2 protein-coding genes are annotated in these 1,135 nt (G+C 37.4%); both read right to left on the minus strand.

Annotated features, from left to right (window positions below; translation table 11 throughout):
- Positions 1 to 360: hypothetical protein (locus ACWIX0_RS13690; RefSeq protein WP_454174537.1), on the minus strand; the 360-nt coding region annotated here is incomplete at its 3' end.
- Positions 361 to 497: 137 nt separating this feature from the next.
- On the minus strand, positions 498 to 1,135 hold a 638-nt coding region (locus tag ACWIX0_RS13695), incomplete at its 5' end, for an LPD3 domain-containing protein (protein ID WP_454174538.1).

Below are 1,135 nucleotides of genomic sequence, written 5' to 3' on the forward strand. Positions count from 1 at the left end.
CTCTTGCTTAGCTTGCAAAAGAGAATCTAGCTCGGTTTGTGTGGTTGTTAGCTCTGCTTTTACTTTTTCTAATTCTGTTTGTTCTTTTTGTAGCTTTTTTTGTATGGTAGATAGTTGTCCTCGCAAAGAGTTTAGCCTCGCCTGCATAGTATCTCTTACTTGTATTGCAGCTTGTTTATCTTGTTGCGTTGCTGCCATTCCTATTGCGCTGTTCCATATATTTACATTTTCTTGCGTAGCACTTATTTGTTGTTGCAAATCATTGATTTGTGCTTGTGTGGCGTTGATTTGGGTTTGTAAATCTTGGATTTTGCCTTGTTTTTCTGTGATTTTTGCTTGCAATTCTTGGATTTTGTCCATTTTTTGTCCTTTCATTTTGTTGATTTTTTATAAAAAATGCTATAATGACACAGCTTAGCAATAGTAGAGGAGGATTCGCGTGCACCCACCTCATATTGAGCTAGCTTATCCATTCCTGCTTATTGCGCGCGATAGGCTTATGGAATGGAATTTAACTCCTCTAATTCTATGGTATAAATCCTATTTTTACCCACTTTCTTTTCAAAAGCTGTGATTTTTGCTTGCGCGATTTTTTGATTGATTTTTAGCTCTGCTATAAGTCGATACACTTCCCAGCCCCTGCCTTTGTCATCAAGGTGTTTATTTTTTAGATAGGCATTTTCATATAGCTCTTTTAGGTTCTCTGCTGTTTTAAAATGTTCCTCTCTACTAAAACCATTTGCCACGCTTTTATTTACTGCTTTGGGATTTGAGATTTTGTTAATCTCGTGTTGGGATATGCTTGCTTTTAATCCTGTGGCTTTGTTTATTAACTCTGTATCTTTTATGCTCGCTAAAGCAGTGTTTAGCTCGTTTCTTAGTTCGCGTATATTTTGTGTGCCTTGCGTGTTTATTGTGATAAATTCTGCCATTTGATTGCCTTTATCAAGTTTTTGGCTTGATATTGTATCGTTATTTTGCGCAGGTTTAGCGTGGCTATGTTTAGCTTGCATTCTCTTTAGTAAGGCTTTAGCGCGTGGGTTTGTCTTAACAAGTTTTTCTAGCCTTTTTGTGCTAATTTGTAGCCCTTTGCTTGCTAGCGCACCGCTTGCAAACCCTGCTAGAAACTTTTGCG

The organism is Helicobacter sp. T3_23-1059 (assembly GCF_053654515.1).